Genomic DNA, 25,443 nt, shown 5'->3' with positions numbered 1-25,443 from the left:
GGTCTGATCATCAGGAATTCGTTCTTCAGGAGGAATTGCGCGATGTCTGATGGCAAGCACAAGTTCGAGGAGTATGAGCTCCCTTACGGCACCAACGAAAAGCACGCATCCGATGAGTTCGATCCGAAAAAGGATGCGGGTGTGAACAACCCCGACAGTCGCCACCGCGACAAGGTGCTCGACGAGATCTGCGACACCCACCCCGGCTCACCGATGTGCAAGGTCTTCGACGAGTGAAGTCCTGAGCGTCAACTGAACATGCTGCTCAACCCCCACCGGCGCGTGGGGGTTTTTGATGCGCGGAACTCCTGCGGCCGTCCTCAGCTGTCGCGATCGAAAGCCTTGGCACGCACCTGACGGAAGTTGGGAGCGGCATTGGCCGTGGAGCGGCTGATCGCCAGCATCAGAGCGCCGATCAGCGCCAGATTCATCAGAAAGGGGATCGTCTCAAACGGGAAGGCGTGGAAGATCAGGGTGGTGGGAACCAGGAAGACGAGCAGCAGCGACGCCCCCAGAATCGTGTCACCGCCGAACACCAGCAGAACCGAGCCCACGATCAGCACCAGGATCGCTGCGAGCAGAAGCAGATTCGCCAACGGTTCAGGGATTCCCTTGGAGGCGATGCGCGCGGCGTTGCCTGCGAAATCGATGATCTTGCCGGGGGCCGCATTCACGAACACGGCAGCGAGAAAAACACGGCCCAGGAAGTCAACAATCCTGTTGGGCGTGATGGGGGTACTCATAACGATCAAGCGGTGTCAGGCGCCGTTTTGGTAGTGGTTGGAACAATAGTGACCAATTCCGGTGCGGCCATGCGAGCTCCTGTTCTGTCGCTGATCAGTTGTGCCGGCCTGCTGCTGCCGGGCCCAGCGGCGCTGGCACACGGGAATCACGCGGCGCAGACCGTGACACCCGCCCGCGAACAGCGCGCAGCTCCGCCGGACGCACCGTCGATCACCAGCAGAGTGAGCGTGGAATCGCTGGGCAGCCTGGATCTCTCCAGGGAATTCACGGCACTGCAAGGTCGGGTGTTGCGCAGCCGACGCATCACGATCGCCCCCGGGGGATCGGTGGCCTGGCATCAGCATCAGCAACGCCCAGGTGTGGCCTATCTGATCAGCGGATCCCTGATCGAGATCCGCGATGACGGATCGGGACCACGCTTGATCCAGCGCAGTGCCGGAGATGCGGTCTTCGAATCCACCGGTGTGCTCCATGGCTGGAGAAACGACTCCGGCCGACCGGCCACGGCGGTGGTGATCGACCTGGTGCCGCAGACTCAGCCCTGACGGTTGCAGTCCTGACAGCCTCAGGCCGGATTCATAGGCTGAGCGCAGGCGGATCGGTGTGCATGAGCGACTACCAGGGACATGCCACCGGCTATCAAACGGCCAAGCGCCAGCCCTGGCGCACCTATCTCGAACAGCCTTCAGCGTTGGCGCTGCTGGGGGATCTCAGCGGCAGCTCGGTGCTGGATCTGGGCTGCGGCGAGGGGCACTACACGCGCCTGCTCAGGCAGCTCGGCGCCGATCAGGTGCTGGGGGTCGACCTCTCCTCCGACATGGTTGAGCTGGCCCGGGCCCAGGAGAAGAGCCATCCGCTCGGCATCGACTACCGGGTCTGCGACGCCGCTGAGCTGAAGCTGCAGACCACGTTTGACCTGGTGTTCGCCGGCTACCTGTTCAACCATGCCCGCAACCGCGAAGAGCTGCGGGCCCAGTTCAGCTCCGTCTGCGACCTGCTGCGACCTGGAGGCCGGCTGGTGGCACTCAACAACAACCCCGACGACCCTCCCTCGAACTTCGAGGCCGGCCGCCCCTACGGCTACAGCAAGAGCATCGATGGCCCTCTGGTGGAGGGTGCTGCAATCCACTACCGTTTCGAGCTTGAAGACGGCGGCGTGTTCGAGCTCACCGATTTCTACATCAGCCGCGAGGTGATGCAGACCCTGATGGAAGACTGCGGTCTGCGACAGGTGCGCTGGCCCCAGCCGGTGCTGGCTGAGGAAGGGGTGGAGGCCAGGGGGGCCGACTACTGGACGGCGATCATGGCCACACCGCCGTTCTGCCTGATCGAAGCCACCCGGGCCTGATGCCCCTTCCGCATCAGCGCATCATTTGATCCATTCGGTGGTGGGCAGACCCTCCACCGAAGCCACCATCACCCACACCACGGTGGGTTTGTCGCTCTTGTTTTCCACGAAATGGGGTTCAGAGGAACCCTCGATGAAACTTTCACCAGACTTGAACACGCTGCTCACCTCGCTGCCGTCCGGCTGAACACGGGTGTTGAGCAGATCGCCGGAGTCAACACCCTGCACGTGCACCAGCATCGGAGCGGGATGGGTGTGCAGGGGGACCCTGCCGCCCACGGGAATCTCCACCCGATACAGCCGCAGCTCCGGATTGCCCTCCGGATAACGCAAGGGCGTTCCGTTGAGCGTCTGCGTGCCGCTGAACACCTCCTTCACCGTCACCTCGGTGGACGCCGAGTCCGCACTGGCGGCTGCGGACTCCTCAGACTCACTGCCGCGGTTCGTGCACCCCGCGACGGCTGCCATCAGAACGGATGCCGCAACCAGAGCAGGGAGAACGGTTTTGCGCATGGATCAAGACTCGGATCAGACAGCTTCGACAGTGTGACCCGAAACAGATCCACAGAGCCCGTTGCCGCGAGGATCAGAGCCTTTTCAGTGAAGCGATGGCCGGATTCGATTCCTCAACGCCGTTCATGCTGCTGGCCCGCATCCATGTGAAGCCGGGCTGCGTGGACGCCTATCTCCAGCTCGCCGCAGCCACCGACGCGGCGGTGCAGGCCAGCGAGCCCGGGATGCTGCATCACACCTTCGACCAGGACCCTGATGACCCCCAGGCCTTCGTCTGGTCGGAGGTCTACGCCAACGATGCGGCCTTCTCCGCCCATGTGAGCAACCCGCCGGTGCAGGAGTACCTGCAGAAACATGCCGAACTGGGTGATGGCTTCAGTGTGGAGGTCTACGGCACCGTCGGCGCCGAGTGCCGCGCCCTGATGGAGTCGTTCGGGCTGCCGCTGAAGATCTACGAAAGCCGTCTGGGCTACAGCCGCGTCTGATCAGCTGAACCTGGCGACAACCAGAAAATGCGGCTCCTTTAAGGGGTAATCACAGCGGAGAACTGCGATCTCATTCATTCCTATTGAAACTTCACAGAGCAACATCTCCGCCGTGAATTTCCATTGCCGGACGCTGTCAATCTCTTCATCACGCATACCTTGTTGAGGAAATGCATCAGGCGATGAAAACCGCTCTCATCCCTGAATTCGAACAGGAACGCCTCAAGGCCCTGAGTGAATACAGGATTCTTGGCACTCGGCCTGAGCAGTCCTACGACGACATCACCCACATGGCCTCACTGGTGTGCGAGACACCGATCGCTCTGCTGAGCCTGGTGGACAGCGACCGACAGTGGTTCAAATCCAAGGTGGGAATCGAGGCCGAGGAGACCCCGAGAGACTGGTCGTTCTGCGCCCATGCCATCCACACCGACCAGCCCCTGATCGTGACCGACGCGCTGGAGGACGAGCGTTTCGTCGACAACCCCCTGGTCTGCGGTGATCCCAAGATCAGGTTCTATGCCGGCTTCCCGCTCAACAACGAAGCGGAACACCGGATCGGCACCCTGTGTGTGATCGACCGCAAGCCCAACCGGCTTGCTGACACCCAGCTTCAGATCATGCAGGCCCTCTCCCGTCAGGTGGTGGCGTTCCTGGATCTGAGAAAACGCTCGATCAATCTGCTCGAGTCGTTCTGCTCCGAGAGCAAGCCTTCAGGAATCATCTCAACCTGCAGCTACTGCCGCAAAGCCAAGGATGAGCGTGGTGACTGGGTGCATCTCGATCAGTACCTGGCCAAACGCAGCACCCTGAACTTCTCCCACGGCATCTGCGACAGCTGCATCGAAGAGCACTTCCCGGAAGTGCTGGAGGCCTGGCAGGCGGAGAGCAGGAAGTCGGGCGACAACAGCCATACATCGGCGCAGGTGATCAGCGATGGGCTCTGATCAGCCCAGCTGACGGCCTTTCCAGGTCCAGCCGCGGCCGGTGAGTGTGCGCCACACCGACACCGGACCGATCGCCCCGAGCAGCAGGCCGCCTGCGCCCATCAGCCACCAGTTGGTGAGCGGCACATCAAAGCGCCGTTGTTGCCAGAACCGCAGGGCCAGCTGCTGCCCGATCCCCAGCAGCGACAGCCCGAGCAACAACAGCCACCAGAACGACAGCTGTGGCAGCACCCGCAGCAGCACAACTGCCGAGGGCAGCAACAGCCAGGGGCTGCTGAACATCAGCACCACCACGGCGGCGGCACCGAGAGCCTTGGCCACATTGCGATCGAGCCCGATCAACCAGTTCTTGGTCCACCCCTCCCAGAGCGATGGCAGATCGGCGTACATGCGCAGATCCACGGCATCAAGTCCGAGCAGATAACGCAGACGGAAGCCACCAGCCTTGATGCCCCTGGCCAGGGCCAGATCCTCCACCACTTCAGACGCGAGAGCGCGATGCCCGCCGATGGCCTCGTAGGCACAGCGGCGGAACAGCATGAACGGCCCTGCCGCGAAGGCCACCTCGGACGCCGGGTCATTGGTGGCCTCGATCGGAAACCCCAGCCCCAGCAGGCTGGCCATGATCGGCTGCACCATCCACTCCGCCAGGCAACCGCAGCCGAGCCGCGGCGCCAGACTGAACAGATCCGCCTGCTCCCGCATCGCCTGGGCGAGAGCTCGGCGCAGAGCCTGAGGCTGCAGGCGCACATCGGCATCGATGAATAGCACCCAGTGGCTGCGCACCTGCTCCATCGCCCTGGTGCAGGCCCAGTTCTTGCCCACCCATCGCTCGCCGGAGGGCCGGGGACCGGCACCGAGCAGTTCGAACAACGGCTCGGCCGCCTCGCATTCAGCCGCCGTGAGCCTTGCCCTTTCGGCCGTGGCGTCCGTGGAGTCGTCATCCACGACCAGCACCCGCCAGTCGCGGCAGGGCGGATCACTGGCGAGCACGCTGCTCAGGCAGGCGCCGATGTTGGCGGCTTCGTTGTAAGCAGGGATCACCACACAGAGAGAGGTGTCCGGTGGATCGGTCGCCGGCGCGGCCTCGAGACAGGGGGCGATCGAAAACACGCGCTGCAACCCGAGCTGGGCAATCAGCAGACCGAAGCAGGCAGCAAAGGCCGTGGCCACCAGCAGCAGGGCTGCGATCAGCAGAGGGTCCAAGCAAACATCCGGATCGTTCACTCCAGGAAATCATTCAGGGCGGCTGCGCAGACGACGCGAGTCCACAGGTCGGCGGATCCAATGATTCAGTTCAGCCGCTGATGTCGACCGTCAGAAGCCGCAGTCGGTGGGCATCACCGCGATGTCGCGGATGCAGATGTGTTGGGGCTGCTGCCAGCAGAAGACGACGATGTCCGCGAGCTCCATCGGTTGGATGAAGGTCGGATTGCCAAGCATGGTGCAGTAGTCCTCGAAGATGATCCCCATCTTCTGGTGAATCGCTGTTCGGATCAGTCCGGGCGCGAGATTGATCACACGCACGTTGTGCTCCGCCTCCGACATGTTCAGGCTTTCGCCTAGGGAGCGCACGGCGTGTTTGCAGGCGTGATAAACGGGAGCTCCCGGAGCCGGCTTGCGATCACCGATCGAACTGATGTTGACGATCGTTCCACAGCGGCGTTCCCGCATTCCGGGCAGAACGTGGTGAATGCCATTCATCACCCCTTTGATCATGGTGTCCACCTCCTCATTGATCTGCTGAAGGCTGAGGCTGTCCAGTCCACCGATGTGCAGCATCCCCGCATTGTTGATCAGGCAGCCTGTGGGTCCATGCTCACGTTCCGCTGAGGCGATGGCCTCCTCCAGTGCTCCTGCATCGGAGACATCAAGCTGTCGGTAGATCACGGATCCGCCGTCGAGCGCGGGATCCTGTGATCACCACCAGTTGTGCGGTCATGGCCTCAGGCGACTGACTGACTGTTCACACCTTGACAACGATTCCCTTCGTCAAGAACTCCCCGGCGCGGATGTGGATCAAGCACAGGGATTCAGCGGGAGGACGAGTCACGCTTCGTGTCTGGACTGGCCTTCGTGCTGAATCATGAAGCCACCATCCACCAGCAGCATGGAGCCGGTGATGAACGCTGCCTGATCCGACAGAAGCCACACCACTGCATTGGCGACATCACCAGGGGTGGCCATGCGTCCGAGTGGATGCAGCTCACGGGCCCGCCTTCTGAGGGCGTCGGGATCATCGCTGGCTTCAAGGGCCTGGTGGGTGAACCCTCCATCAACCCAGCCTGGTGCGACATTGTTCACGCGGATGCCTCGCGGCGCCAGCTCCCCGGCTGCGGCATAGCTGAGACTGAGCACAGCTCCCTTGGATGTGGTGTAGCCCCCGCCATCGGCTGAGCCGATGAAAGCCGACACACTGCCCAGGGTCACGATTGAACCACCTGTCGCTTGCAGATGTGGAACAGCGGCCTGCACCGCGTGAAAGGTTCCATCCACATTCACGGCCATCATGCTCTGCCAGTCCTTGTGGGACTGGCTCGCCAGAGGTCCGGTGCGCAGAAGACCGGCAGCGGTGACAAGTCCGCGCAGTGGCCCCAGCTGCTCCACCGCCCTCGGCATGAGTTGTTTCACTGCGTCCGGATCGGTGACATCGAGTCGGAACCCCATCGCCACTGCGCCGCTTGCGCGAATCCCGGCGGCAATGCGCTCAGCGGCATCGCTGTTGATGTCACAGACGGCGACACTGGCACCGGCCTGAGCCGCCTGAACGGCGATGGCACTGCCGATGGAGCCTGCTCCACCGGTCACCAGCACCAGGCCTCCGCTGAGATCGATGCTTGTCATGCCGCGATGGATCCAGGACACCTGTCCCAAGAGTGAAGGGCGTCGAAGTCTTCGTCATCTGCGCAGGCCACAACGGTGAGTCCATCGGCGTGGAAAAACAAGATCAACTGCTGACTGCGACCGCACGAGGGATCAACCCACAGATAGGGTTGATGAATAATCTGAGTGCAACGAACACTGTGCACAATTTCGGTCTGTAATTCTCCATACAATCGCGAAAACGATTGCGATATTGCATCCAGATTGTCCTCGCTCAGAGCAACGCGATTCAAAAAACAGTCTCTGAGATCAGCGGAATTCAATCAACAGAATTTCATCCATCCTGATCCTGTCTGACCAGAGCTTCTTGTTCAAGCGTGAACATCAGTGCACTGAATCCAACTCAGTGAAGATCGCCCGCAGATCTCAGCCGCGAATCTTGAACGGCCACACCGAGACGCGTCCGTTGGAATCAATCGCCGCCAGGGCGGTGTCATCGGGCTTCCAGCACACCGCACTGATCCTCTCCGCCGTGAAGGCGCCCCCCAGTGGATTGCCGTCACCATTCTGATCAAGCAGCCAGACAAACACCGAACCATCCCTTGCACCCGAAGCCAGGATCAGTCCCTGATGGGCAAACGCCAGCGTGGAGATGGGTTCGGGATGGAGCACAAGCTGACCGGGCAGTGATCCTTCAGGTCCATCTCCCTGAAAATTCCAGACGATGATCTGATCACTGCCACCGGTCGCCAGGAACTGACCGCCCTGATCAAACGTCAGCTGGCTGGGCTTGCCGGGATAGCCGGTCATCTCAGCATCCAGACCGGTGGAGCGTCGCCAGAAATGCACGGAATTGTCCTGACTGCCGCAGGCCACGATGTCTCCATCAGGACTCAGCACCATCGAAACGAGCGATCCCTGCCATTTCAGTTCCTGAGCAACCTGTTGCCTGGTGATGTCGAAGAAACTGACCTTTCCGTAACAGGCGGTGGCGAGCTCATCAGGCTTTGACCAGGAGATCGAACTGACCGTGCTGGGGTGTTCCTCGGTGCGCCATCTCTCAACACCATCGGAGTTGAAGATGTGCACGTTTTTGGATGCGGCAACGGCGAGCATGTCGCCACTGGCTGACCAGGCCAGATGTTCAACCCAGCCGCGCCCTGGCTTGATCGAATGCAGGACTTCACCCTGCCGGCTGTCCCAGATCAGCACGCATCCATCCTGACCGGAAGTGGCGAACAGCGCCCCTTTCGGATGAATCGCCAGTGCCAGCAAGCCGCCATGATGAATGTTGTTTCTGGTCCAGATCAGCTCACCGGTCTTGCCGGAGAAGAGAGACAGCCCACCGGCAACATCGCCGACCAGCAGCCCTTCGCCGTCGCCGGTCCATCCACAGGCCAGTGCGTAGTCATCAACCTGGGCAGTCCAACCCTCATGAAGCATGCCCTGGGGGGCAAACATCTTCAGATCAGGCATTGGTCAAAATCCTTGCGCATCTGAGCCTCGTCAAGATTACGGCCGATGAACACAAGCTGATTGCAGCGCGGCTCGTCTCCCCACTCCTGCCCGGGCTGGGCGGTGAACAGCATGTGGACACCCTGGAACACAACTCTGCGGGATTCGTTCTGGTAGCTGATGAATCCCTTGGTTCTGAAAATGTCCACGCCTTTTTCAGCCAGCAGTGTTCCGATCCACTGGTTGAGTTTTTCAGGGTCAACATTTCCCTCACGCTCAATGGCGATTGAGCCGACCTCGTCGTCATGCTCATGCTCGGCGACCCAGACGCGCTCTTTGATCGGGCTGACTGATTGCCCCGACCGGATGATCTTCAGGTCAAATTCCTCAGCCGTGTGCTGGGCGTAGAAACCGATCGTTTTTTCATCCTTGACTTCGAACGGAAAGGATTTGGTTCCCTTTGAATCGAGCTCAAGACTGAGATGCTGATTGGCAGCGATTGAATCACCGGGCCTGAGCGATTGAGCGCCCAGGGCGAACAGCCGCACGCACTGCTCCGCGCTTTGCTTCAGTGCATCCTCATCCGTGGCCTGACCGGGAATCGCCACCAGTGACATCTCCGGATCCGGGCCGTCTTCAAGGGTCATTGCGTACTGACCCGGCTCAAGCTGATAGACACCTGTCCACTCGAATGGATATTCCGGCTCAAGGAATGTGGGTCGACGCTCCAGGATCTGATCGAGATCGAAGGCACTCAGATTGAGCACTGTCTCGACAGGCACGTCCGCCTGGGTGCTGCGCACCACACGGGCCATGGTGTTCATGTCGCGCAGGCGTGATTCGAGCTTCACCAATGAGTCCTCAGGCACAAGGTCAGACTTGTTGAGGATCAGCACATCAGCGAAAGCAACCTGTTCAGAACTTTCATTGCTTCGCTCGAGCTGCTGGTCAATGTGTGCGGCATCAATGAGCGTGACGATGCCATCCAGGGTGAATTCATCACGGATTTCATCATCCATGAAAAATGTCTGGGCAACCGGCCCTGGATCGGCAAGCCCGGTGGTTTCAACCAGCACGTAATCGAATTTGTCGCGTCGCTTCATCAGGTTCCCAAGAACCCGGATCAAATCTCCACGAACAGTGCAACAAATACACCCGTTGGACATTTCAAAAACTTCTTCATCAGCATTGATGACAAGACCCTGATCAATACCAACTTCTCCATACTCATTCTCAATGACAGCAATACGTTTGCCATGTTCTTCACTTAATATTTTATTCAACAAAGTTGTCTTACCCGAGCCCAGATAGCCGGTCAGAATCGTTACGGGTACTTTTTGATACATCAGCTGCGGAGACTCGTTTGCCTCAGGCTAATGACCTTGAGCAACTGACGAGATAATGATTACCATTCTCGTGTAGCGAGCTCCATTGAGCTCTGAACCTCAAACCCGTCCTGGCTTTCACAACTGAATGGCTTCTGTGTTTTCGCGCCTGAGCGCACTGTCTCTCCTGGTCGGCCTGGTTGCCTGCGGGGCACCCGATGCCTCCAACAAGGATGCAAGCCAGGGAAAGGGAGTGAAAGTGGTCAGCACTTTCCTGCCGATCACACTGTTCACTGAAGCAGTGGCCGGCGACTGCGCGGAGGTCACGTCGTTGATTCCGCCCAATCTGGGGCCCCATGATTTTCAGGCCACACCCTCCGACCTGACCGATCTCAGCGGAGCGAACGTTCTGGTCAAAAACGGGCTGGAGATGGAGGAATTCCTCGACGACCTGATCGATTCCGCTGACAACAAGGATCTCGTCGTGATTGATTCCAGCAAGGGCGTGGAAACGATCAAAGCGGCCGGTAGCGGCGGTCACGATGATCATGACGATCACGATGATGATCATCACGACGGTGAGCACCACGACCACGACGATGACCATCACGATGGCGACCACCATGAGGGTGAGCACCATGACGATGATGATGACCACGATCACGGCCATGGACACAGCCATGGTGAATACGATCCCCACATCTGGCTTGATCCGGTTCGCGCCACTCAGCAGGTCGAGAACATCAGGGACGGACTTGTCAAAGCTGACCCAGGCTGCGCCGATGGATACAGGAAGAACGCGGCCCAGTACACCGCCAAGCTCAAGGAGCTGAACACTGAATTCACCGAGAAGCTCAAGCCCTACAGCGGCAAGACATTCGTCGCCTTCCACGACTTCGCGACCTACTTCGCCAACCGTTATTCCCTGAAAGCGGAATTCCTGGTTGACCTGCCCGAGATGAATCCAAGCCCGGCCGATCTGCAACGGGTCGCCGCTCAGGTCAAAGAGTCAGGCCTTAAAGCCCTGCTCAGCGAACCTCAGGAAGGCAAACGTTCCTTCAATGCCTTGGCGAAAGATCTCGGGGTGAATATCGTTGAATTCAACCCGCTTGAGACCGGCTCAGCCGAATCCGCCAAAGTGCCGGGAACCTACTTTGAGGTGATGCGCTCCAACGTCAACAATCTGGTCAAAGCCATTGGGGACTGACGTTTGATGCCCGACCCGGTGGTGGTGGTGAGGGACCTGTCGGTTGAACGTTCAGGTCGCCTCGCTGTGGAACAGGTCTCGTTCGAACTCCAGGGTGAGAGCGAGACCGCCGTGGTTGGGCCCAACGGCGCCGGTAAAAGCACTCTGGTGGCCGCCCTGCTCGGTTTGCTGCCGAGAAGACACGGGGAGGTGCGGATTCTCGGCAAACAGCTCTCGCCCAACGGCGACCTCCCAGGTGCCATCAGATCCCAGATCGCCTACGTACCTCAGAGTCTTGCCCTGCAGGGACGCTTTCCCCTGAGCGTGGCCGAGTTTGTCGGCTTCGGGTTTGACCCGCCCGGCCCACGCTGGCCCTGGCAGCAACACCAGAAACGCAAAGCTGCCGTTGAGAAGGCACTGGATCGCACCGGTTGCCTTGATCTGAGAAACCGTCTTCTCAGCGAGCTGTCCGGAGGTCAGCTCAAACGGGTGATGCTCTCCTTCTGTGTTGTGCGCCCCCGACAGCTTCTGGTGCTCGATGAAGCACAGGCAGGCCTCGATGTGCCCTCCAATGAGCGCTTCCAACAGCTGCTGCTTGAGTTACGACGTCAGGAGGGATGGACCGTTCTGCACGTCTCCCATGATCTCGACATGGTTCGCCGCAGCAGCGACCAGGTTCTCGGCCTGAATCGACGCCTCTGCTGCAGCGGTTCACCGGATCACACCCTCACCCCTGAACGTCTCATCGATCTGTACGGGCCCCACATGGTTCCCTACAGGCATCAGTGTCATGGTTGACACCCAGACGCTGACGCTCGTTCTTGCCGAGCCTTTCATGCAGCGAGCGCTGATCGGCGGTCTGCTCACCGGAGCGCTTGGAGGATTGCTGGGCAGTGTTGCCGTGCTCAGGGAGCTGTCCTTTTTCAGCGATGCCCTCGGGCATTCAGCCCTGCTGGGCATCACGGTGGGAATCCTGATCGGCGTGAATCCCACACTGGTTCTGATCCCTTTTGCAGTGCTGTTCGCCCTTCTGGTGAATCAACTGGTGGAGAAAAGCTCCCTCCCCACGGATGCACTGCTGAACATTGTCTATTCAACCTCTCTGGCGGCAGCGATTCTCTTCCTCAGCCTGGTCGAGAGCTACCGGGGCGGAATTCGCCAGCTTCTGTTCGGAGACATTCTCGGGGTCAGCAGTCTGGACCTGATTGTGATCGGCATGTTGCTGGCAGCGGCACTGATCTATCTGAGCCTGAGCATGCGTGCGCAGGTGCTGCTCACCCTGAATCAGGATCTTGCCGGTGCCGTGGGTGTGCAGACCCGCTGGCACCGGCTCGCATTCATCGTGCTGCTTGCCGTGGTGGTGGCGGTGTCGATCAAGGCGGTGGGCGTGCTGCTGATCAGCGCCTTTGTGGTGATTCCCTCCTGCGCAGGCCGTCTGCTCTGTCGCCGTTTTCCGGTCTACGTCTTCGTCTCCTCGATCCTGGGAGGCACCTGTGCCCTGCTCGGCTTGCTGGCCTCGGGACTCACGAATCTGCCATCGGGACCCTCGGTGGTGATGGTGCAGTTCCTTGGATTCCTGATCGCCCTGCTGCTCAGTTCACGCCTCTTCAGGCGGCTATCCACGCCGGAACCTGAACCCCAGCCCTGACCCTGGCCGATAGGTTCTCGGTGCATCAGATCAGTCTCCATGCCCGCCTCGACATGTCCCAGCACCGGTGCTGTCACGGGTCTCAGGGAAACGCTTGAATTCTTCAGTGACCCCGGCTTCGCCAGCAAACGCTTTGCCGCCCATGGCGATGTCTTTGAAACCCGCCTGCTCGCCCAGCGGATCGTGTTCATCCAGGGTGAACGGGCGATCTCCGATCTGCTGAAGCAGGGCGCGGATCTCGAGGGCTGGTGGCCGGACAGTGTGCGGCAACTGCTCGGCAGTCGATCTCTGGCCAACCGCAGCGGCCCCGCTCACAAAGCCCGCCGTCGCGTGGTGGGGCAGCTGTTTTCCAGCGGCGCACTCAGTCGCTACACCCCATCGATCCAGGCTCTGATCGAGGAGCTGATCACTGAGCTGCAGCAGAGCGATGGTCCGCAGTCCCTGGCCGCAAAGATGCGTCGATTCGCGTTCGCCGTGATCGCCACCACCGTGCTGGGACTGGATGCCGCTGACCGCGACGCCCTGTTCGCTGATTTCGAGATCTGGACTCAGGCCCTGTTCTCCATTCCACTGGCTGTGCCGGGAACCCCCTTTGCCCGGGCGATGGCGGCAAGGAAGCGGCTGCTTGACCGCCTGAAAAGGGTGCTGCAGAACAGTGATTCCAGCCAGGGAGGACTGGATTTGCTCAGCGGTGGACTCGATGAAGTCGACATGCCACTGGATGACGACGACCTGGTGGAGCAGTTATTGCTGCTGTTATTTGCAGGGTATGAGACAACTGCATCATCACTGAGCTGCCTGTTCCGTGCCCTGCTGCTCAACCCGGAGGTGGAACGCTGGCTGCTTCCGGAACTGCTGACATCACCCTGGCCTTTCCAGACCTCGCATCGATCACCTCGCCTGGATGCCACGGTTCTGGAGGTCATGCGGCTCACGCCACCGGTGGGAGGTTTCTTACGACGCAATCTGCAACCGATCCGCCTGGCCGATGTGGAGGTTCCCAGAGACCGGGTCATCCAGGTGGTGCTTGGTTCATCGGGTGCTCAGCACGACGGCGACATCTCCGCATTCAGGCCCCAGCGCCATCTCGATGGATCCTTCACCCAGACTTTGCTTCCCTTCGGAGGCGGTGAACGGGTCTGCCTCGGCAAGGCATTGGCTGAACTCGAGATCAGGCTGATGACCGTGGGTCTGCTCCAGAACCTGCGGCTGACTCTGATGCCCGATCAGGACCTGTCGTTGAAGCAGATTCCCAGTCCGACACCACGTGACGGGTTACTGGTGCAAGTGGTGTCGCGCCGTTGAAGACGGATCCAGCGCAAGATCTCAGATAGTCATCAAGTCCAATGACAAACTGTGTGCATGAACTGAACCGGAATGAGATCGTCACAACCAATCGATTCATCGGTGGCATCAGAACATAGTAATTTTCAATTACTCTGAGCAAAACGGTCAATGATAGAATGCATCTTACTGTTTTAATTTGTCCAGCTCACATCTCCGGGGCCCAATCAGACAAAACCACATATCCGATCAATAAATTTTTGAACCAAGAAAGATGACAGACAACAGCAGCCACTACAGCGAATACCCCTTTAAGTGACAAAGAGCACTTCAGCAGCGATAGAGACTGGACAAGATCAGAAAGATACATACAGTAAAGGGAGGATGAAAATATGAACAATGCTCGCGAATCAAAGCTATTCAGTGATCATTGCAATGATGATCCTGACCTTGGTGTGCTGGGGCTCATGGGCAAACACACAAAAACTGGCAAGCAAAATCAGATTTGAATATTTTTATTTAGACTACTCAATTGGCGTTACGTTATCGGCATTTTTAATGGGCTTCCTTGCAGGAGGCAGCACAGCCACAGGAAAAACTTTCCTTGAAAATATAGCCAATGCAGACTTTAAACATGTCGCCTACGCTATAGCTGGAGGCGTCATATTCAATATTGCAAACTTTCTACTTGTAGCAGCAATCGAAATCGCCGGCATGTCAGTTGCATTTCCCATCTCGATTGGTATTGCGACAATCCTAGGTGGAATTCTGAATTATATGATTGATCCTCAGGGCTACCTTCCGCTGTTCTCAGCTGGAATGATCATGATGGCTCTGGCGGTCATCTCGGCGTCTCTGGCCTATGGGCGCATCAAAACTGCCAGCACAAATCAAAAGCCCAAAGGACTCGTCATTGCTCTGATCTGCGGGTTGCTGATGTCACTGTGGTCTCCGCTTGTAACCTTCTCTTATTTACCTGGAGAAACGTCTCTTGATGTGTTTGGAGCCTTTGCAATGATGGGAGTAGGCATCATTACTTCATCCATACTTCTTTTCTCATATGTCATCAAAAACCCCATCATCACCACAAAAATCGATGATCGAACCCCTTTCATAAAGCAACCTGCTGTCCACCATGCCGGAGGTGTATTAGGAGGAATAATATGGGCCGTAGGCACAATGAGTTTTTATCTGGCGTCGACTCGCGCAGGGGCAGCCGTTGCATACACTTTCGGTCAGGGCGCTCCACTGATGGCAACCGCATGGGGCCTATTTGCCTGGAAGGAATTCAAGGGCGCGACAGGATCTAGTAAATACTTAATTGCCCTTTTCGCCTTTTACATCGCTGGACTAACCTTACTTGCCAAAGCAGCGTCTCAGGGATAAAATCACAAAATGAAAAGTCAAATCCATAGCCTAAAAAATTCAAAAATCATTTGTTATGGTTCCTTGAATATTGATTATGTTTATCAAGTCGAGGAAATTGCTTCTCCTGGAGAAACAATCAACAGTAAGTCGTTAGAAATTTTTCCTGGTGGCAAAGGCGCCAATCAAGCATTGGCTGCAGCTCGCGCCGGCGGACATGTACACCATGCAGGAAAAATAGGTCATGACGGAGAGTGGATGTTGTCTGGTCTACAAAGCGATGAAATTGACACCAGCAATGTCGTGATCTCAGACGAAGTAACAGGCCATGCCGTGATTCAGGTGGACAGCTCCGGAGAAAACAGCATCGTTCTGTTTGGTGGCGCTAATCAAAACATTACTAAACAAGAAATTGAAAAGACCCTCTCAAAATTTGATCAAGATACGATTCTAATGATTCAGAACGAAACCAGTGAAATTAAACATATCCTGAACACAGCAATTGAACGGGAGATGTTTGTTTGCCTAAATCCATCACCCATTTCCAATACAATCCATAAACTTGACATCAGTCGCATTGGTTTGCTGGTGGTCAATGAAATCGAAGCTCAAGCACTTGGCGGCGAGTCCAGCGATCAAATGCAGAATCTAAGAAAAAAATGCCCGAGCGCCATTATTGTTAAAACTCAGGGCTCCGATGGAGGAGTCGTGTTGTTACCCGACAACGAAGAAATCATCACCTACCACGCCAAAGAAGTGGTTGCTGTTGACACCACTGCAGCCGGAGATACGTTTTTAGGATTCCTCGTTGCAGGCCTTAGCAACGGGGACGAGATCACCGAAGCGATCAACAGCGCTTGCCGTGCAGCTGAACATTGCGTAACAGTTCAAGGAGCACAGTCATCCATTCCGCATCGAAAGCAACTTGACTAATACTTGGGCGATGGAGAACTCTCATGATTAGTAAACATTCAATAGAGAGCAGAAACAAGGCTTCATGCGATCAGACGATCAACGTCCTTAATCAATTTAAGGGACGATCCAGTCTGACACAGATATAAAAATCGGTATGGACATCCTCGAGGAAGAGAAGCTTTCAGAAACTCATAAACAGGCAGCGTCGGACGATGTGTACTCCGCTCTGACTCTTGTTCTTAACCACAACTGAGTCAATACAATTTATGTACATTGCCTTACAGTCGCCAAGGTCAAAACTGTGTGCATGGAGATCGGAGGCGCTGATGACATCCGATACTCCACCCAACCAGATCGCAGGAGCCTCATGACTCTCCGGCGGCCCCCTTTGCCCGGGCGATGGCGGCAAGGAAGCGGCTGCTTGACCGCCTGAAAAGGGTGCTGCAGAACAGTGATTCCAGCCAGGGAGGACTGGATTTGCTCAGCGGTGGACTCGATGAAGTCGACATGCCACTGGATGACGACGACCTGGTGGAGCAGTTATTGCTGCTGTTATTTGCAGGGTATGAGACAACTGCATCATCACTGAGCTGCCTGTTCCGTGCCCTGCTGCTCAACCCGGAGGTGGAACGCTGGCTGCTTCCGGAACTGCTGACATCACCCTGGCCTTTCCAGACCTCGCATCGATCACCTCGCCTGGATGCCACGGTTCTGGAGGTCATGCGGCTCACGCCACCGGTGGGAGGTTTCTTACGACGCAATCTGCAACCGATCCGCCTGGCCGATGTGGAGGTTCCCAGAGACCGGGTCATCCAGGTGGTGCTTGGTTCATCGGGTGCTCAGCACGACGGCGACATCTCCGCATTCAGGCCCCAGCGCCATCTCGATGGATCCTTCACCCAGACTTTGCTTCCCTTCGGAGGCGGTGAACGGGTCTGCCTCGGCAAGGCATTGGCTGAACTCGAGATCAGGCTGATGACCGTGGGTCTGCTCCAGAACCTGCGGCTGACTCTGATGCCCGATCAGGACCTGTCGTTGAAGCAGATTCCCAGTCCGACACCACGTGACGGGTTACTGGTGCAAGTGGTGTCGCGCCGTTGAAGAGCCAGGATTTCGAGTGAGTGAGCGTCCTGCATCCACCTGCCCCTGCACTCAGCAAAGCCTCATGAAAAAGTTCCCGAGGTTGACACCCAGGGAACCGATGCACTCATGCCGTTCTCAACCGCGCCAAGACTCGTACAGCACTCTGAATCTTCACAGGGGGAAAACCGTAGAAGCAGGGTCGGGTGTCCAGACAGCACCAACCGCAAACAGCACCGGTGTTCCACGCACTAGGCAACCCAACGATCGGCATCCATGATCGTTTTGATCAGCAGGCCAAGGCGCTTGAACTCAGCGAAATCGAGGTCTTTCACAGCCTGATCAAGGCCGGCATCAACCCAGTCTCCATTGCGCTTCTCATAGATCGTGAAGTCCTGATCCAGCGACTCACGCCTGATGCAGTAGGTGAGTCCATCGTCATGCACGAAGTCGGCGGATTGCAGTTGCAGGCCCATGGCGTCAACCCCCTGAGGACTGTGCGTTTGCACGCCGTTCTGACTTTCGGTCGCAACCACAGCTGAGGCAATGCGCCTTCATGCTCATTGCCTTTGCGTTCGCCAACGCCAAAACTGTGGTCATCGAGATCGGAGGCGCTGATGACAGCCGACACTCCACCCAACAAGATCGCAGGAGCCTCCTGACTTTCCGGCCCCCTGCTCCAACAGTTTCCACCCATCCGTGAAGCTGGTCCTTCGACAGGCAGACATCAGGTGCGCCACGTCGATCGACACTCCATTGCATCGTCACAGGTGCCCAGGAGTTGCATCAGCTCCACCTCTGGACGTCATGGCCCCAGGGACGCCGCAGTCAGTTGCTTCGCACACCTCCTTTCATCCCGACGTGATGGAGTGAAACCATGCGCGAACGAGCGAGATAGGCCGTCTCTTCCATCCGGAAGAGGCGGCCTTCCGCATGCGGAGGCCCGTCTGAAATCTGCCTGGAGCGAAATCGCTGCAGCAGCCTGTCGATAAGGATTCCAAACGACTTGCCGGATGCTGCGATCCATATGCAACAACACTTGTACTCTTCGCTGAACGAAACAACAGCCGGGGACAAGCTTCAACGCCATGACGGTCAGCTCTGAATTTCAGGACGCGCTGTGCACGGAGGATCTCTGGAGGCGGATGCGCAAACGGGTGCCACCGATCGTTTCTGAATATTTCGTGGGTGGCGCCGATGAGGAGATCACGCTCAAAGGCAATGTGAAGGCCTTTCAACAGACGGTTCTCAACGTGCGCGGCGCCACACGTTTCGAGACCCTCGACACCAGCACGACCGTTCTGGGCCATGAGCTGGCGGTTCCCTGGTACATCTCTCCCGTTGGCAGCCTGCGAACCATCTATCCCAAAGGTGATGCTGTGGCGGCGCGCGTCGCCGGCAATTTCGGCACCGTGATGGGTCTTTCAACCCTCTCCGGGACACGCATGGAGGAGGTGGCCGCAGCATCCTCGAAACAATGCTGGTTTCAGCTTTATCTCTGCGGAGGACGGGACACGGCCCTGCGTGCGATCAATCGCGCCAAAGAGGCTGGTTTCACCGCGCTGTTCCTCACCATCGATACGGGTGTCTCCGGCCAGCGGCGGGTGCATGAACGGATGAAACCACTGCAGGCCCTGCATCCGTGGGAAGGACTCAGCGCCAATGAGCGACTGCAATGGATCCTGCGGCGGCTGCAGCTGGCACCTCAGATGTCCACACGGCTGCCCTGGCTCACCGACCTGCTCGGCGATGAGGGGGTGATGCGGTTCCTGAACATCATTGATGAGAACGGCGAACCGATGCCGTTCACGGACATTGGCTCCCAGCTGGCGTCATCCGCCGTGACCTGGGCCGACTTTGAGTGGATCCGTGAAGCCTGGGGAAGGGATCGTCCGATCATCATCAAAGGCGTTCACTGCGCCGACGATGCCAAGCGTGCCGAGGACGTGGGGGCCGATGCCGTGGTGTGGTCCAACCACGGTGGACGACAGATGGACCGGGTCCCTCCAACCCTGCACATGGTTCAGAGCGAAATGCCCAAGCTCAGCGGCTCCGGGCTCACGTTTCTGATGGATGGAGGGATCCGTTGCGGCACCGACATCCTCATTGCTCTGAGCCATGGAATTCAGGCTGTGGGCATCGGACGGGCCATGGTCGCCGGTCTCGGAGCCGGCGGAGAGGCAGGTCTCACACGCAGCTTCGAGATCCTGCGCGAAGGACTTGAGAGAGGGATGCGTCTGACCGGGGTGGGCTCAGTCGATGAGATTCGCGCAATGGGCGCCGACCTTCGCTGTGAATGCCTGCTGCAGGGAGACAGCCATCTGCCTCCCTTCGTGTACTGAGCTGGTCACATCCGATGCGTGAGGCCGCCACGATTGTCGGTCGATCCAGCTTTCCGAGGCCCCATGCACGACCCCCGCGCCGCTCTGCTTCAGCACAACCGCGGACACTGGCGGGGATGCTTCATCCGCCTCGACGGCAGCGGGGTGGAGCAGGACCGTTTCCCGACCTCGCTGCAGGTGCAGGAACGCGATGGCGTGATTGAGAACTGCCTCACGTACCTGGCCACCGGAGAGCAGAAATCGATGAATTTCGAGTCTGTCCCCTTCACCATGCAGGTGAATGAATGCGGCGGTTGGTCACTCGGCCCGAGTGCGATCACACCCCTCGCCTGGGCGGGGGAACTGAGTGTCGTCCATGGCGATGAACGACGTCGGGTCGTGGCACGGCATGGGTTCCACGGCCTTGACCAGGTGGTCTACATAGTGGAAACCAAAGCTGGCGGCGAACCCTGCGCACCATCACAGCCGTTGCAGTGCACGATCCGAACGAACGGCGACTGGGTGATCTGGCAGCCGGAGCCGAATGTGGAGCTGTTGCTCGATGCGAGAGATCGGCACATGGGCGACAACACGGTCTGCGGCCTGCGCTGGGTCAATCCGCAAGGTCAGATCAATCAGATCGTTCGGCGCTATGACGCCAACGGTTACCTCGAGAGCCTCCCGGAAGCAGACATCTGGGGGTGACGAGTCAGGGGCTACCTGCTGCAGAAATCATCAAGCATCGAGTGTTCTCACTCGGGAAGAGTCATGCCGTAAACGATTGCGTTTCCATTGGCTGGATTGCGCAGGCCGAATGCCCCTGCAAACCCGCGCAGCATCCAATCCAACCGGAACACATCGCAGGGAACACCCGGGCAGAGAAAGGTTCGCCTGCAGTCAACAGGCCGGTTGTTGAACAGACAGCTCGACCACTGATCAGACCTGACAGGCTCCGCAGAGCCGAGGGCAAGCACGGGTAAAGCCAGGGCCGTCAACAATGAAGTCATCCTCTGCGAATTCAATCCAGTTCCCAGCATTCACTGCCGTTCCGGGTCATCAGACAAACCAGAGCGGATTCCCTGCTGATCACCCGGTAGGTGTGACCATCTGCATGACTTTTGGCTCTGGCATGCCAGAGCGCATGGTCCTTCGAGTTATGCAGGTCGGTCTGATGCCAGCCGCTGTCGGTCAGTTCTTCAATCTGAAACACGGCATCACCGGAATCTGTCATCAAGATGTGCAGCTGAAGCAGTCATGCAGAGAAGCAACGGAAAGATGTCGGGATTGGTTCATCTCAAGTCGCAGTTCATCCCAGGATCAGACAAGAATCAGACAAGGCAGCTCAGACAACACTGTTCAGTCAGCAGAATTCTGATCGGCGGATGGAGAGCCCCGCGTTGCACTCCTTTACGAAGAGTCGTAATATTGCTTTACAAGCAGAGAGTTCATGAGTTCCTCAACCTCCACCCAGGACCAGTGGTACCAGGATGCAGCCGCCAGCCAGATCAAAGGTGAGCGCATGGTGCGTGCAGAGCTGCTGAACGGACGGGTTGCCATGCTCGGCTTCGTTGTCGGCGTGCTCACGGAAGCCCTCACAGGTCACGGCATCGTCAGTCAGATCACTTTCGGGGTGCTGGGTCTCAGCTGATTGCTGAACCGCCAACCGATCATTCATCAAGATCCTCGGAGTATTCGCTTCGAGGATCTTGTTGTTCAGGGAACTCAGCCCTTCAGCCGTCACTCATCCTTCGTCTGGCTGGAGGCGGCGATTCTGGCGTCCGCCCAGCGGGCGAAGAAATAAACACCGACGAACAGAGGCGTGTAAGCCAGCCACATCCGTTCAGGAGCAAGACCGCTGTTGTTGATCACGGTCAGTCCGCCATATCCCACCAGGAAATAGATCCCAGCCCTTCGAAGAGCACCCACCTGCTTGGGATTCATGTCTGGACACGTATTCACTCCACTCTAAAAAAACCAGCAGTGCTTGAAGGTGCTGCAGGGTGCCGATGAACTGCTGAGCAGACGGGAGACGGCACGAACGTCATTGCTGTTGACCGTCCTGCTATAAAAAAAGGTCGCTGTAAACCTCAGCATCGTTCACCTTGTCAATGACAAGGCGCAGTTCGACTCAGGCCATGGAACGGGGACCTGAGCCTGCAACGAGGAACCACCATGACACTGACCTACCGCGGCCAGAAGTACGCGCAGAACAACGCTGTTTCCAAAAACAGAATTCGTTCTGAACTCGTGTACCGGGGCCAGAAAGTGGCCCGATGAGTTCCGCCGCAATCCGGCACAACGCCCTGCTCCGTCAGGGCTTTTTTCATGGCTCTGCACCAACCTCTGAAACTGACATCCCGGCTTCTGCTGCTCAGCACCCTGCTCGCGTTCGCTGAGCCCACCGGCAGAGTTCATGCCGACAGCACGATCGCCCATTGCCTGCTGAGCGATTCAAGCCCTGCCGTTCAGGTCGAATCAGGTCCGTGTCGATTCAGCCAGCGCCAGGGGAATGTGACCATCATTTTCGGCGATCGCGCTTTCGACTTCCCTGTCAGCGAGTCTGGATTGCGTTACCAGCGCAGCAACAGCACTGCAGGAATCCGCTTTGACATGTCAGGCGGATCAAGTCTTGAGGTGCTCTGGCGATGAGTCAATGGCTGGAATCACGTCGATGACGTCGCGGCTCGCCTTCAGGCCATCAGCAACTGATAGGCGTCATTGACCCGCCGGAACGCCTCGGCTGATCCACCCAGATCGGGATGGTGCTGCTTGACGAGCGTCCTGAAGGCCTGCTTGATCGCCTCCTGGGAAGCGTCCGTCGTCAGACCCAGCACCGAAAACGCTTCGGAACGCGCATCAGTTGAGCCGCTCTGCCCCTGTCCCGATGACTCACGATCCGTGGAACGTTGATCACTTCGCGTCCGCCGCCCATTGCCGTCTCCCTGCCGATGACCCTGACTTTGACGCAAACGCTGGTGCAGTTCCGCCACCACCCGTCGGGGGTCCTCATCAAGCCATTCACTGGCCCGCACTCCATACAGCGCGAAAGCCGCCAGAACCGCAGCCGTTTTCTTGGTGGGGGTTGGACCCACTGCAGCCATCAGGTCCGTACCCAGACCGCTGATCACCCGATCGAGCCTCTCGCTCAGGCTGAGCTGAGCATGAAAGCTGCTGCGATTGAGCTGTTCAATCAGGCGTTCAAGGCCGTGCCGGCGCAGCGCGCTCCAGCCCGGCTGCATCGCCAGAGACTCACCCCAGCGCTGAACCTGTTCTGAACTCACAAGTGGAGAGGGCTGTCGTCTGCTCCACCCAGCGGAAGCATCGTGCTGAGGTCGCTGCCACTGTTGTCGTCGCAGACGGTCGAGTTGCTGTTGCAAACGCCGAACTTCCCTGCGCAGGGCTTCGTTGTCCCGCAGCAAAGCCTCCACATTGCTGGTGACACGTTCAGCCTGGTTCTGCCGAACGCGATTGTCACGGGCAGACGATGAAGACGGCCACCGGCGCGGATCAAAGCCCATGAAAGCCGTGCGACAGAGCCGGATCTGCGAATGCCAAGAGACTACGAGCCAAGGCGATCTGCGTTGAGTGATGGGCCCTGAATGATCGTCCTTAAATGATGGGCGGATCAGCTGTCGGCGAAGGCAGGATGGTGCTCTGCGGCGATTCGAACATTGGCGACTTCTCTCGTGACCGGTGCCAACAGGGGAATCGGTCTCGCCTACTGCCAGCAGCTCCATCTGCGTGGTGACCGGGTGATCGCGGTCTGCCGTCAATCCAGCGATGAACTGGATGATCTCGGCGTGCAGGTTGAGTCCGGGATCGAACTCACCAGCCCGGACTCGCTGGCGGCCCTGGTCAATGGGCTGGCCGGTCAGAAGCTGGACACGGTGATTCTCAATGCCGGGATCCTTGAATCGATGGGGCTCAGTGATCTGGATCCGGAGGCCATTCGCCGGCAGTTTGAGGTGAATGCTCTGGCTCCGCTGCTGCTGGCCAGGGCTCTCACACCGTTGATGCCTGAGGGATCAAAACTGGTGCTGATGACCAGCCGCATGGGATCGATCGAAGACAACAGCTCCGGTGGCTCCTATGGATACAGGATGTCGAAAGTGGCGCTGAACATTGCCGGAAAATCGCTTGCGGTGGATCTGCGGAGCAGAGGCATCGCCGTGGCGATTCTTCACCCCGGTCTGGTCAAGACCCGGATGGTCCAATTCAATCCCAACGGCATCAGCCCTGAGGACTCCGTCAGAGGTCTGATTGCACGGATTGACGAACTGACGTTGAACAACAGTGGCAGCTTCCTGCACGCCAACGGATCCGTTCTGCCCTGGTGAACCATGCATCAGCAAAAAAACCCCTGCCGGCGGCAGGGGTTCAGCAAACCAACAGCGGTCTCAAAGCCCGCGAATCAGATCAGAAATAATTGCTGAGAGCGTCCAGCGATGACCAGAGGTACTTGACAACAATGTTTGCACCGACTCCAAGAGTCGCAATGAACGCACCGAACAAAATCAGCTGGACGTAGCCGATTCGATCTTCCGGTGCCCAAACATCAGGCTCCTGAAGAGATTTCAACCGAGACCAACCTGGGAAAGGATTCCCTGACCGGTCAGAAGCTCGGTTCCGAGACCGATCACAAAGCCCATCATGGCCAGACGGCCGTTCCACTGCTCAGCGAATGCGGAGAAGCCAAATTTTGCGTTGTCCATCGGAAAGAATCGCGTCTCCATCCTTTGTAACAGATTGTGTCGTCCTCGTGTGGATCAACGTGCAAATGAATAGCTGGCAGAGGTCAGGACTGACTTGAGTCATCCCATGACAAGGGACGACCAGGCCTGATCCAGCATGGATTCGCTTCAGGCAGGATCTTTTCGCAGTCAGATCGACGATGGACAAGCAAACAGCTGCAAAACCATCGCTTCAGGACATCCTGCTGCGAGCTCTGCGGATCACCGCAAGCACCGTTGCGATCGTGGAACTGCTTCGCAGCGACTGGAGCGGCGGCGTTCTGGCAGCTCTGGCCTGGCTTGTGTTCCTGCAGGTCGAAAGACTGCGCAGCTCCGGTGATGCGGAAACAGGCAACGACGCCCGCTGAATGTGGCATGAGGGGAACGATCCCGATCCAGCAGGTCGCTGCTTTCGCCGAGGGCCCCTTTGAGGGCAACCCCGCCGCCGTCTGCAGCTTGGATGCATGGCTGCCCGATGCCCTGTTGCAATCAATCGCAGCGGAAAACAACCTCTCGGAGACAGCCTTCGTGGTGGGAGCCGATGGTTGCTACGGCCTGCGCTGGTTCACACCAAGCTGCGAAGTGGATCTCTGCGGACATGCCACCCTCGCCGCCGCCCATGTGGTGTTTCAGCAGGACCAGGGCCAAGAGCAGATCAGGTTCGAATCCAGGAGCGGTGATCTGCTGGTGCGGCGCCGGGGGGAACGATTCACCCTTGATTTTCCCGTGCAGGAGTCCAGGCCCTGCGAAGCCCCTCCGGAACTGAACAGGGCTCTCAACCTGAGGACAACGGCCTGTCTTCAGGGGGTTGACCTGATGGCCGTGGTCGCCGACGAAGAAACGGTTCGGCGCCTGCAACCCGATCTCGCCATGGTGGCGGCACTGCCCGGTCGCGGACTGATCGTGACCGCACCCGGCATCAACGCTGACTTTGTCAGCCGTTTTTTCGCGCCGGGACTCGGCATCGACGAAGATCCCGTGACCGGATCAGCCCATTGCAGCCTCACTCCCTACTGGGCCGAACAGCTGGGACGAAGCTGCCTTGACGCACGGCAGCTGTCGCAACGGAGCGGAACCCTGCACTGCCAGCTGCAGGGTGAACGGGTGCTGATCACTGGACGTGTGATGCCTTTTCTGTCTGGCGTCATTCATCTGGCTGACCTGACACCGCTCACCGCAAAGCAGCACTGAAGAGCGAAACGAAAGGCGAAACGAGAAGCGAAAGCGAACCGTGTGGTGCGGAAAGATCGCATCAGACTCGGAACATCGCTTGG

General features: G+C 58.2%; 32 protein-coding genes and 1 pseudogene. 20 read left to right on the top strand and 13 right to left on the bottom strand.

Annotated elements, in window-relative coordinates:
* The first annotated feature begins 42 nt into the window (after nt 1–42).
* On the top strand, nt 43–237 hold the full coding sequence (locus SIB83_RS13485; RefSeq protein WP_413401891.1) for a hypothetical protein: 195 nt from the start codon (nt 43–45) through the stop codon (nt 235–237).
* 83 nt (nt 238–320) lie between these two features.
* Here the strand turns inward: SIB83_RS13485 and SIB83_RS13480 are convergent, their stop codons facing one another.
* Nucleotides 321–743: a DoxX family protein gene (locus tag SIB83_RS13480; protein ID WP_413746132.1), complete on the bottom strand. Its 423-nt coding sequence runs from the start codon at nt 741–743 to the stop codon at nt 321–323.
* 69 nt (nt 744–812) lie between these two features.
* On the opposite strand from SIB83_RS13480, the gene SIB83_RS13475 reads away from it, so the two are divergent.
* Nucleotides 813–1,289 carry a cupin domain-containing protein gene (locus tag SIB83_RS13475; protein ID WP_413746131.1) on the top strand — a complete coding sequence of 159 codons (477 nt, stop codon included), beginning with the start codon at nt 813–815 and terminating at the stop codon, nt 1,287–1,289.
* Between the two features lie 62 nt (nt 1,290–1,351).
* On the top strand, nt 1,352–2,092 hold the full coding sequence (locus SIB83_RS13470) for a class I SAM-dependent methyltransferase (protein WP_413746130.1): 741 nt from the start codon (nt 1,352–1,354) through the stop codon (nt 2,090–2,092).
* Between the two features lie 21 nt (nt 2,093–2,113).
* Here the strand turns inward: SIB83_RS13470 and SIB83_RS13465 are convergent, their stop codons facing one another.
* Nucleotides 2,114–2,560, bottom strand: a complete 447-nt coding sequence (locus SIB83_RS13465) for a cupin domain-containing protein (RefSeq protein WP_413746129.1) — start codon at nt 2,558–2,560, stop codon at nt 2,114–2,116.
* A 140-nt stretch (nt 2,561–2,700) separates the two neighbouring features.
* On the opposite strand from SIB83_RS13465, the gene SIB83_RS13460 reads away from it, so the two are divergent.
* On the top strand, nt 2,701–3,090 hold the full coding sequence (locus SIB83_RS13460; RefSeq protein WP_413747383.1) for a putative quinol monooxygenase: 390 nt from the start codon (nt 2,701–2,703) through the stop codon (nt 3,088–3,090).
* Between the two features lie 182 nt (nt 3,091–3,272).
* Nucleotides 3,273–4,037, top strand: coding sequence for a GAF domain-containing protein (locus SIB83_RS13455; RefSeq protein WP_413401881.1), 765 nt, complete (start codon nt 3,273–3,275; stop codon nt 4,035–4,037).
* Here SIB83_RS13455 and SIB83_RS13450 read toward each other — a convergent pair whose 3' ends face one another.
* The 5 genes from SIB83_RS13450 to SIB83_RS13430 form a co-directional block, all read right to left on the bottom strand.
* Entirely contained in the window at nt 4,038–5,243 is a 1,206-nt protein-coding gene (locus tag SIB83_RS13450) for a glycosyltransferase (protein WP_413746128.1), read from the bottom strand.
* Between the two features lie 111 nt (nt 5,244–5,354).
* The gene (locus SIB83_RS13445; RefSeq protein WP_413746127.1) at nt 5,355–5,927 is read right to left on the bottom strand and encodes an SDR family oxidoreductase; all 573 of its coding nucleotides are present in this window, start codon (nt 5,925–5,927) and stop codon (nt 5,355–5,357) included.
* 159 nt (nt 5,928–6,086) lie between these two features.
* The gene (locus SIB83_RS13440) at nt 6,087–6,881 is read right to left on the bottom strand and encodes an SDR family NAD(P)-dependent oxidoreductase (protein WP_413746126.1); all 795 of its coding nucleotides are present in this window, start codon (nt 6,879–6,881) and stop codon (nt 6,087–6,089) included.
* Between the two features lie 405 nt (nt 6,882–7,286).
* Nucleotides 7,287–8,336: a WD40 repeat domain-containing protein gene (locus SIB83_RS13435; protein WP_413746125.1), complete on the bottom strand. Its 1,050-nt coding sequence runs from the start codon at nt 8,334–8,336 to the stop codon at nt 7,287–7,289.
* Nucleotides 8,324–9,661: a CobW family GTP-binding protein gene (locus SIB83_RS13430; RefSeq protein ID WP_413746124.1), complete on the bottom strand. Its 1,338-nt coding sequence runs from the start codon at nt 9,659–9,661 to the stop codon at nt 8,324–8,326. Before SIB83_RS13430 ends, SIB83_RS13435 begins: the two co-directional genes overlap by 13 nt.
* A gap of 127 nt (nt 9,662–9,788) precedes the next feature.
* On the opposite strand from SIB83_RS13430, the gene SIB83_RS13425 reads away from it, so the two are divergent.
* The 7 genes and pseudogenes from SIB83_RS13425 to SIB83_RS13395 all read left to right on the top strand — a co-directional run.
* Complete coding sequence (locus SIB83_RS13425; protein WP_413746123.1) at nt 9,789–10,847, top strand: metal ABC transporter solute-binding protein, Zn/Mn family; 1,059 nt, start codon at nt 9,789–9,791, stop codon at nt 10,845–10,847.
* A gap of 6 nt (nt 10,848–10,853) precedes the next feature.
* Entirely contained in the window at nt 10,854–11,624 is a 771-nt protein-coding gene (locus SIB83_RS13420; RefSeq protein WP_413746122.1) for a metal ABC transporter ATP-binding protein, read from the top strand.
* Complete coding sequence (locus SIB83_RS13415) at nt 11,617–12,474, top strand: metal ABC transporter permease (RefSeq protein ID WP_413746121.1); 858 nt, start codon at nt 11,617–11,619, stop codon at nt 12,472–12,474. Before SIB83_RS13420 ends, SIB83_RS13415 begins: the two co-directional genes overlap by 8 nt.
* Nucleotides 12,475–12,513: 39 nt before the next feature.
* Nucleotides 12,514–13,779, top strand: a complete 1,266-nt coding sequence (locus SIB83_RS13410) for a cytochrome P450 (protein ID WP_413746120.1) — start codon at nt 12,514–12,516, stop codon at nt 13,777–13,779.
* 378 nt (nt 13,780–14,157) lie between these two features.
* Complete coding sequence (locus SIB83_RS13405; RefSeq protein WP_413746119.1) at nt 14,158–15,144, top strand: GRP family sugar transporter; 987 nt, start codon at nt 14,158–14,160, stop codon at nt 15,142–15,144.
* 9 nt (nt 15,145–15,153) lie between these two features.
* A complete protein-coding gene (locus SIB83_RS13400) occupies nt 15,154–16,056 on the top strand; it encodes a ribokinase (protein ID WP_413746118.1) in 903 nt (300 codons plus the stop codon).
* 357 nt (nt 16,057–16,413) lie between these two features.
* Nucleotides 16,414–17,139: pseudogene (locus SIB83_RS13395) on the top strand (cytochrome P450); the annotation flags it as partial.
* A 230-nt stretch (nt 17,140–17,369) separates the two neighbouring features.
* On the opposite strand, the gene SIB83_RS13390 reads toward SIB83_RS13395, so the two are convergent.
* Nucleotides 17,370–17,594 carry a hypothetical protein gene (locus tag SIB83_RS13390; protein WP_413406365.1) on the bottom strand — a complete coding sequence of 75 codons (225 nt, stop codon included), beginning with the start codon at nt 17,592–17,594 and terminating at the stop codon, nt 17,370–17,372.
* A gap of 612 nt (nt 17,595–18,206) precedes the next feature.
* Between SIB83_RS13390 and SIB83_RS13385 the strand changes: the two genes are divergently transcribed.
* Entirely contained in the window at nt 18,207–19,460 is a 1,254-nt protein-coding gene (locus SIB83_RS13385) for an alpha-hydroxy acid oxidase (protein WP_413746117.1), read from the top strand.
* 63 nt (nt 19,461–19,523) lie between these two features.
* Nucleotides 19,524–20,144, top strand: a complete 621-nt coding sequence (locus SIB83_RS13380) for a DUF3598 family protein (RefSeq protein WP_413746116.1) — start codon at nt 19,524–19,526, stop codon at nt 20,142–20,144.
* A 47-nt stretch (nt 20,145–20,191) separates the two neighbouring features.
* Here the strand turns inward: SIB83_RS13380 and SIB83_RS13375 are convergent, their stop codons facing one another.
* Both SIB83_RS13375 and SIB83_RS13370 read right to left on the bottom strand, forming a co-directional pair.
* Nucleotides 20,192–20,446 carry a hypothetical protein gene (locus tag SIB83_RS13375; protein WP_413746115.1) on the bottom strand — a complete coding sequence of 85 codons (255 nt, stop codon included), beginning with the start codon at nt 20,444–20,446 and terminating at the stop codon, nt 20,192–20,194.
* A gap of 11 nt (nt 20,447–20,457) precedes the next feature.
* Nucleotides 20,458–20,670 carry a hypothetical protein gene (locus SIB83_RS13370; RefSeq protein ID WP_413401860.1) on the bottom strand — a complete coding sequence of 71 codons (213 nt, stop codon included), beginning with the start codon at nt 20,668–20,670 and terminating at the stop codon, nt 20,458–20,460.
* Between the two features lie 216 nt (nt 20,671–20,886).
* Here SIB83_RS13370 and SIB83_RS13365 point away from each other — a divergent pair, with 216 nt between their 5' ends.
* On the top strand, nt 20,887–21,087 hold the full coding sequence (locus SIB83_RS13365; RefSeq protein WP_413401858.1) for a chlorophyll a/b-binding protein: 201 nt from the start codon (nt 20,887–20,889) through the stop codon (nt 21,085–21,087).
* 89 nt (nt 21,088–21,176) lie between these two features.
* Here the strand turns inward: SIB83_RS13365 and SIB83_RS13360 are convergent, their stop codons facing one another.
* Nucleotides 21,177–21,380: a hypothetical protein gene (locus tag SIB83_RS13360; RefSeq protein WP_413746114.1), complete on the bottom strand. Its 204-nt coding sequence runs from the start codon at nt 21,378–21,380 to the stop codon at nt 21,177–21,179.
* Between the two features lie 231 nt (nt 21,381–21,611).
* Between SIB83_RS13360 and SIB83_RS13355 the strand changes: the two genes are divergently transcribed.
* On the top strand, nt 21,612–21,716 hold the full coding sequence (locus SIB83_RS13355; protein WP_413746113.1) for a DUF4278 domain-containing protein: 105 nt from the start codon (nt 21,612–21,614) through the stop codon (nt 21,714–21,716).
* 48 nt (nt 21,717–21,764) lie between these two features.
* Nucleotides 21,765–22,088 carry a hypothetical protein gene (locus tag SIB83_RS13350; RefSeq protein WP_413746112.1) on the top strand — a complete coding sequence of 108 codons (324 nt, stop codon included), beginning with the start codon at nt 21,765–21,767 and terminating at the stop codon, nt 22,086–22,088.
* Between the two features lie 41 nt (nt 22,089–22,129).
* Here SIB83_RS13350 and SIB83_RS13345 read toward each other — a convergent pair whose 3' ends face one another.
* Nucleotides 22,130–22,957, bottom strand: coding sequence for a DnaJ domain-containing protein (locus SIB83_RS13345; protein WP_413746111.1), 828 nt, complete (start codon nt 22,955–22,957; stop codon nt 22,130–22,132).
* 153 nt (nt 22,958–23,110) lie between these two features.
* Between SIB83_RS13345 and SIB83_RS13340 the strand changes: the two genes are divergently transcribed.
* Nucleotides 23,111–23,776: an SDR family oxidoreductase gene (locus SIB83_RS13340; protein WP_413746110.1), complete on the top strand. Its 666-nt coding sequence runs from the start codon at nt 23,111–23,113 to the stop codon at nt 23,774–23,776.
* A 237-nt stretch (nt 23,777–24,013) separates the two neighbouring features.
* Here SIB83_RS13340 and SIB83_RS13335 read toward each other — a convergent pair whose 3' ends face one another.
* Nucleotides 24,014–24,151: a high light inducible protein gene (locus SIB83_RS13335; RefSeq protein ID WP_066908436.1), complete on the bottom strand. Its 138-nt coding sequence runs from the start codon at nt 24,149–24,151 to the stop codon at nt 24,014–24,016.
* Between the two features lie 179 nt (nt 24,152–24,330).
* Between SIB83_RS13335 and SIB83_RS13330 the strand changes: the two genes are divergently transcribed.
* Together SIB83_RS13330 and SIB83_RS13325 are read left to right on the top strand one after the other, a co-directional pair.
* Nucleotides 24,331–24,537: a hypothetical protein gene (locus SIB83_RS13330; protein ID WP_413401845.1), complete on the top strand. Its 207-nt coding sequence runs from the start codon at nt 24,331–24,333 to the stop codon at nt 24,535–24,537.
* A gap of 7 nt (nt 24,538–24,544) precedes the next feature.
* A complete protein-coding gene (locus SIB83_RS13325; protein ID WP_413746109.1) occupies nt 24,545–25,360 on the top strand; it encodes a PhzF family phenazine biosynthesis protein in 816 nt (271 codons plus the stop codon).
* Nucleotides 25,361–25,443: the final 83 nt, after the last annotated feature.

It is taken from the genome of Synechococcus sp. MIT S9507 (assembly GCF_047304715.1).
Taxonomy (GTDB): Bacteria; Cyanobacteriota; Cyanobacteriia; order PCC-6307; family Cyanobiaceae; genus Synechococcus_C.
The sequence above is the reverse complement of the archived record's forward strand: the minus strand, read 5'-3'. Positions and strand labels throughout refer to the sequence as shown.

Excerpts from the sequence above, each read along its gene's own strand:
- SIB83_RS13430 (WP_413746124.1), bottom strand. The coding sequence starts at position 9,661 with ATGTATCAAAAAGTACCCGTAACGATTCTGACCGGCTATCTGGGCTCG.
- SIB83_RS13440 (WP_413746126.1), bottom strand. The coding sequence starts at position 6,881 with ATGACAAGCATCGATCTCAGCGGAGGCCTGGTGCTGGTGACCGGTGGA.
- SIB83_RS13480 (WP_413746132.1), bottom strand. The coding sequence starts at position 743 with ATGAGTACCCCCATCACGCCCAACAGGATTGTTGACTTCCTGGGCCGT.
- SIB83_RS13485 (WP_413401891.1), top strand. The coding sequence starts at position 43 with ATGTCTGATGGCAAGCACAAGTTCGAGGAGTATGAGCTCCCTTACGGC.
- SIB83_RS13345 (WP_413746111.1), bottom strand. The coding sequence starts at position 22,957 with ATGGGCTTTGATCCGCGCCGGTGGCCGTCTTCATCGTCTGCCCGTGAC.
- SIB83_RS13435 (WP_413746125.1), bottom strand. The coding sequence starts at position 8,336 with ATGCCTGATCTGAAGATGTTTGCCCCCCAGGGCATGCTTCATGAGGGT.
- SIB83_RS13350 (WP_413746112.1), top strand. The coding sequence starts at position 21,765 with ATGGCTCTGCACCAACCTCTGAAACTGACATCCCGGCTTCTGCTGCTC.
- SIB83_RS13380 (WP_413746116.1), top strand. The coding sequence starts at position 19,524 with ATGCACGACCCCCGCGCCGCTCTGCTTCAGCACAACCGCGGACACTGG.
- SIB83_RS13420 (WP_413746122.1), top strand. The coding sequence starts at position 10,854 with ATGCCCGACCCGGTGGTGGTGGTGAGGGACCTGTCGGTTGAACGTTCA.
- SIB83_RS13390 (WP_413406365.1), bottom strand. The coding sequence starts at position 17,594 with ATGGGCCTGCAACTGCAATCCGCCGACTTCGTGCATGACGATGGACTC.
- SIB83_RS13455 (WP_413401881.1), top strand. The coding sequence starts at position 3,273 with ATGAAAACCGCTCTCATCCCTGAATTCGAACAGGAACGCCTCAAGGCC.
- SIB83_RS13425 (WP_413746123.1), top strand. The coding sequence starts at position 9,789 with ATGGCTTCTGTGTTTTCGCGCCTGAGCGCACTGTCTCTCCTGGTCGGC.
- SIB83_RS13365 (WP_413401858.1), top strand. The coding sequence starts at position 20,887 with ATGAGTTCCTCAACCTCCACCCAGGACCAGTGGTACCAGGATGCAGCC.
- SIB83_RS13410 (WP_413746120.1), top strand. The coding sequence starts at position 12,514 with ATGCCCGCCTCGACATGTCCCAGCACCGGTGCTGTCACGGGTCTCAGG.
- SIB83_RS13415 (WP_413746121.1), top strand. The coding sequence starts at position 11,617 with ATGGTTGACACCCAGACGCTGACGCTCGTTCTTGCCGAGCCTTTCATG.
- SIB83_RS13330 (WP_413401845.1), top strand. The coding sequence starts at position 24,331 with ATGGACAAGCAAACAGCTGCAAAACCATCGCTTCAGGACATCCTGCTG.
- SIB83_RS13385 (WP_413746117.1), top strand. The coding sequence starts at position 18,207 with ATGACGGTCAGCTCTGAATTTCAGGACGCGCTGTGCACGGAGGATCTC.
- SIB83_RS13355 (WP_413746113.1), top strand. The coding sequence starts at position 21,612 with ATGACACTGACCTACCGCGGCCAGAAGTACGCGCAGAACAACGCTGTT.
- SIB83_RS13375 (WP_413746115.1), bottom strand. The coding sequence starts at position 20,446 with ATGACTTCATTGTTGACGGCCCTGGCTTTACCCGTGCTTGCCCTCGGC.
- SIB83_RS13475 (WP_413746131.1), top strand. The coding sequence starts at position 813 with ATGCGAGCTCCTGTTCTGTCGCTGATCAGTTGTGCCGGCCTGCTGCTG.
- SIB83_RS13325 (WP_413746109.1), top strand. The coding sequence starts at position 24,545 with ATGAGGGGAACGATCCCGATCCAGCAGGTCGCTGCTTTCGCCGAGGGC.
- SIB83_RS13470 (WP_413746130.1), top strand. The coding sequence starts at position 1,352 with ATGAGCGACTACCAGGGACATGCCACCGGCTATCAAACGGCCAAGCGC.
- SIB83_RS13460 (WP_413747383.1), top strand. The coding sequence starts at position 2,701 with ATGGCCGGATTCGATTCCTCAACGCCGTTCATGCTGCTGGCCCGCATC.
- SIB83_RS13370 (WP_413401860.1), bottom strand. The coding sequence starts at position 20,670 with ATGACAGATTCCGGTGATGCCGTGTTTCAGATTGAAGAACTGACCGAC.
- SIB83_RS13465 (WP_413746129.1), bottom strand. The coding sequence starts at position 2,560 with ATGGCAGCCGTCGCGGGGTGCACGAACCGCGGCAGTGAGTCTGAGGAG.
- SIB83_RS13405 (WP_413746119.1), top strand. The coding sequence starts at position 14,158 with ATGCTCGCGAATCAAAGCTATTCAGTGATCATTGCAATGATGATCCTG.
- SIB83_RS13360 (WP_413746114.1), bottom strand. The coding sequence starts at position 21,380 with ATGAATCCCAAGCAGGTGGGTGCTCTTCGAAGGGCTGGGATCTATTTC.
- SIB83_RS13400 (WP_413746118.1), top strand. The coding sequence starts at position 15,154 with ATGAAAAGTCAAATCCATAGCCTAAAAAATTCAAAAATCATTTGTTAT.
- SIB83_RS13335 (WP_066908436.1), bottom strand. The coding sequence starts at position 24,151 with ATGGACAACGCAAAATTTGGCTTCTCCGCATTCGCTGAGCAGTGGAAC.